We start from the raw sequence: 3,894 nt of genomic DNA, 5'->3' as shown, positions 1-3,894 counted from the left end.
CTCGCGGTGAGCCGCGTCGTCGTCACCGGCGCCGCCGGCAAGCTCGGCCGCGCCGTGACGGCCGACCTGCGCGCGCACGGCTGGGACGTCCTGCCCGTCGACCGCGCGGCCGGCCCCGGCGCGCCCGAGGGCCTGCTCGAGGTCGACCTCACCGACCAGGCGCAGGTCGTCGAGGTCGTCGCCGGCCGCACGGACGAGCGGGGCGGTCGCGTGGACGCCGTCGCCCACCTCGCCGCCGTGCCGGCGCCCGGGCGGGTGCCGAACTCGGCGACCTTCGCGAACAACATGACGGCGTCCTGGAACGTCCAGACGGCGGCGCGGGCCGCCGGCGTCCGGCACGTGGTCTGGGCCAGCAGCGAGACCGTCCTCGGGCTGCCCTTCGACGAGCCGCCGCCCTACGCGCCGGTCGACGAGGCCTACCGCGCCCGCCCCGGGTCGACGTACTCCCTCGTCAAGACGCTCGAGGAGGAGATGGCGCACCACCTGTGCCGCTGGGACCCCGAGCTGACGATGGTGGGGCTGCGCTTCTCCAACGTCATGGAGCCCCACGACTACGCGGAGTTCCCCTCCTTCGACGCCGACCCGATGCGCCGCAAGTGGAACCTGTGGGGCTACATCGACGCCCGTGACGGCGCCCAGGCCGTGCGCAGGGGCCTCGAGCTCGACCGCCCGGGGGCGCACGTCGCGATCATCGCGGCGGCGGACACGGTCATGACCCGGTCCAGCGCGAGCCTCATGGCGGAGGTCTTCCCGGGCGTGGAGGTGCGTGGGGACCTCGGCGAGCACGAGACGCTCCTCGGCATCGGCACCGCCCGCGAGCTCCTCGGCTACGAGCCGCAGCACTCCTGGCGCGACGAGGTGTGAGCCGCTCGCCGGGGGCGGCGGTGGGCCGGGCGGGCGGCTCCGCCCGTCGTCACCCCGTGCCCGCCGCTCCTCCGGCAGAGTCGTCGTCGTGACGACGGAGCTGCCGCCCCTGCACCGGTCCGAGGTGGACGGCGTCCCCGTCCTGTGGCGCGAGGGGCCGGGGCCGCTGACCGCCGGCCTCGTCCTCGGGGTCGGCCGTCGGGACGAGACCTTCACGGGAGGCGGGACCACCCACCTCCTCGAGCACCTGGTCATGCACGAGGCGCGTCGGCCGAGGCTGGAGTGCAACGCCTCGGTGGGCATCGCCTCCACCGAGCTCACGGTGACCGGTCGGCCCGACCGCGTCGTCGAGTTCCTGGCGCGGGCCTGCCGGCTGCTCGCCGACCCGCCGGTCGAGCGGCGTGAGGTGGAGGCCCGGGTCCTCGCCGCCGAGGAGCGGGAGGAGGGCCCGGACCTGGTCGGGGCCCTCCTCGTGGAGCGCTTCGGGTACCGCGGCCCCGGCCTCGTGGGCGCGGTGGAGCCCGCCCTGGGCGCCGTCTCCGCGGAGGCGCTGCGGGCGTGGTCCGCCCGCTGGGCGGTGAGCGGCGCGGCGGCGTGCTGGCTCACCGGCCCGCCGCCGGAGGGTCTCGCGCTGCCCCTGCCGGCCCGGCGGCGGCCCGACGCCGTGGACGCGCTGCCCGAGGGGGCGCTGCTCCCGGGGTGGACCCAGCTGCCCGGCCCGGTGCTCGCCGTGAGCGGCCTCGTGCCCGTGGGTCCTGCCGCCGGCGTCGCCCTCCACGTGCTGCGGGACAGGCTGGAGGAGGAGCTGCGTCACCGGCGGGGGCTCACCTACGGCGTCGACTCGTCCCTCGACCGGCTGACGGCCGTCGACCGGCACGCGCTGCTCGCCACGCAGGTGCGCGAGGGCGCCGAGACGGAGGCGTTCGCGGTGGTGCGCGAGGTGCTCGCGGCGCTCGCCGCCGACGGGCCCACCGACGCCGAGCTCGCCGGTGAGGTCGAGTCCGCGGAGGAGACCCTGACGGACCAGCGCACCACCTCCGACGAGCTGTCGGCGCTCGCGGAGGCGGCGGTGCTCGGCTGGCCGGTGGAGGCGACCGAGGAGCTGCTCGCGTCGGTGCGGGACCTCACGATCGAGGACGTGAGGGACGCGGCGCGCCACCTCGAGCGGTCGGCGCTCGTCGCCGTCCCCGAGGGCGTCGACCTCGAGGTGCCCGGGCTGCCGCGGCTGCCCGACGGCTCCGGCGAGGTCGTCGAGGGACGGGTGCACCGCCCGCGGCTCCTCCGCGGCGTCCCGCGGGGCGCCCGCCTCGTCGTGGGCGGCAGCGGGGCGTCGCTCGACCTCGGGGGCGGGCAGGTGACCACCGTGCGGTGGGAGGAGGTGGTCGGCCTCGTGGAGGCCGGTGACGCCGACGCCGACTTCACCCACCAGCTCGTCAGCGCGCGCGGTCTCAGCATCCCGCTGCAGGCCCGTGACTGGCGCGGCGGTGACGAGGCGCTGCGGGCGGTCCTCGCCGCCGTGCCGGAGCGCCTCCACGTGCGGGGCGACCCGGAGGGGCCGTCGCGGCGGGCCGACCGGGAGCGCGCATGAGCACCGGGCCGGAGTCCCCGCCCCTGCGCCTGTCCGCGGCCGTCCTGGGCAGCCCCGACCCCGGCGCCCTCGCGGCCTTCTACCGCGCGCTGCTGGGCTGGGAGGTGCTGCTCGAGGAGCCCGAGTGGGTCATGCTCGGCCCGCCCGGCGGCGGCACGGGACTGTCCTTCCTGCGGGAGCCCGGCCACGTCCCGCCCGTCTGGCCGCAGGGCCCGGGGGACCAGCAGATGCAGGTGCACCTCGACGTGGCCGTGGAGGTCCTGGGCGGCGACGCGGCGGCGTCGCTGTCGGCGGCGGCCGAGCGCGCCGTCGCCCTCGGCGGCCGGCTGCCCGAGCACCAGCCGCAGGAGGACGTCCGCGTCGTCCTCGACCCGGCGGGCCACCCCTTCTGCCTCTTCCTGCCGGAGGGCTGAGCGCCCTCGACCGGACGCACGACCGGCCGCCCCGGCCGGCGGTGCGCGGGTGCGGCAGGGTGGTCCGTCGTGGCGGAGCGCAGCGGCGTCGTGGTGGTGGGCAGCGCGAACCTCGACGTCGTCCTCGGCGTCGACGGCGTCCCCCGGCCGGGTGAGACGGTCCTCGCCCGCTCCCGAGCCGAGCACGTCGGCGGCAAGGGGCTCAACCAGGCCGTCGCGGCCGCCCGGTGCGGGGCGGCGACGACCTTCGTCGGAGCGGTCGGTGACGACGCCGCCGGGCGGCGCCTGCGGGACGCGCTCACCGCCGCGGGGGTCGCGGTCCGCCTCCGCGCGCTCGAGCGCCCCACGGGCACGGCCTTCGTGACCGTCGCCGGGAGCGGTGAGAACGTCATCGTCGTCGACCCGGGCGCGAACGCGGGGCTCGTCGACCTCGCGCCGGTCGAGCTCGCCGCGGTGCGCGGCGCCGGTCACCTGCTGTGCCAGCTCGAGGTGCCGACGGCGAGCGTGGCCGCCGCGGCGTCGGAGGCGTCGGCGGCCGGCGTCGTCGTGGTCCTCAACCCCTCGCCGGTGCAGCCCCTGCCCGCCGGTCTCCTCGCCGACGTCGACGTCCTGCTCGTCAACGAGCACGAGGCGGCGGCCCTCGCCGGGGACGGAGCGGCCGGGGCGGACGGCGACGAGGCGGACGGTGACGGGACGGACGGTGACGGGTCGGACGGTGACGGTTCGGACGGTGACGGGACGGACGGTGACGGGGCCCGGGCCGGTGGCGACGACGCGGACGTCGTCGCGCGCGCCCGCGCCCTGGCGCGCCGTCTGCTCGAGGTGGTGCCCCGCGTGGTCGTCACCCTCGGCGCGGCGGGCGCCCTCGTGGCCGTCCGGGGCGGGGCGGAGGGCGGCGTCCACGTGCCCGGCCTCCGGGTGCCCGTCGTCGACACGACGGGCGCGGGCGACGTCGTCGCCGGGGCCCTCGCCGCGGCGCTCGAGGAGGCCCGGACGGGCGCCGAGGGGGGAGGGGCGCCGGACGAGGAG

At 78.3% G+C, this 3,894-nt stretch carries 4 protein-coding genes; all 4 read left to right on the top strand.

Annotated elements, in window-relative coordinates; genetic code table 11:
- Positions 1-6 precede the first annotated feature (6 nt).
- Entirely contained in the window at positions 7-864 is an 858-nt protein-coding gene (locus HLB09_RS14255; RefSeq protein WP_171204002.1) for an NAD-dependent epimerase/dehydratase family protein, read from the top strand.
- Positions 865-952: 88 nt separating this feature from the next.
- Positions 953-2,452: an insulinase family protein gene (locus HLB09_RS14250; protein ID WP_171204001.1), complete on the top strand. Its 1,500-nt coding sequence runs from the start codon at positions 953-955 to the stop codon at positions 2,450-2,452.
- Positions 2,449-2,865 (top strand): VOC family protein, encoded by a 417-nt coding sequence (locus tag HLB09_RS14245; RefSeq protein WP_171204000.1) that lies wholly within the window; start codon positions 2,449-2,451, stop codon positions 2,863-2,865. Before HLB09_RS14250 ends, HLB09_RS14245 begins: the two co-directional genes overlap by 4 nt.
- Before the next feature lie 69 nt (positions 2,866-2,934).
- Positions 2,935-3,894, top strand: a 960-nt coding sequence (locus HLB09_RS18815; protein ID WP_322790199.1) for a PfkB family carbohydrate kinase, incomplete at its 3' end; no start/stop codon positions are given.

Origin of the sequence: Pseudokineococcus marinus (assembly GCF_013004605.1) — a bacterium.
GTDB lineage: Bacteria > Actinomycetota > Actinomycetes > Actinomycetales > Quadrisphaeraceae > Pseudokineococcus > Pseudokineococcus marinus.
Note: the sequence above shows the minus strand (reverse complement) of the source record. Positions and strands in the feature narration are given on the sequence as shown.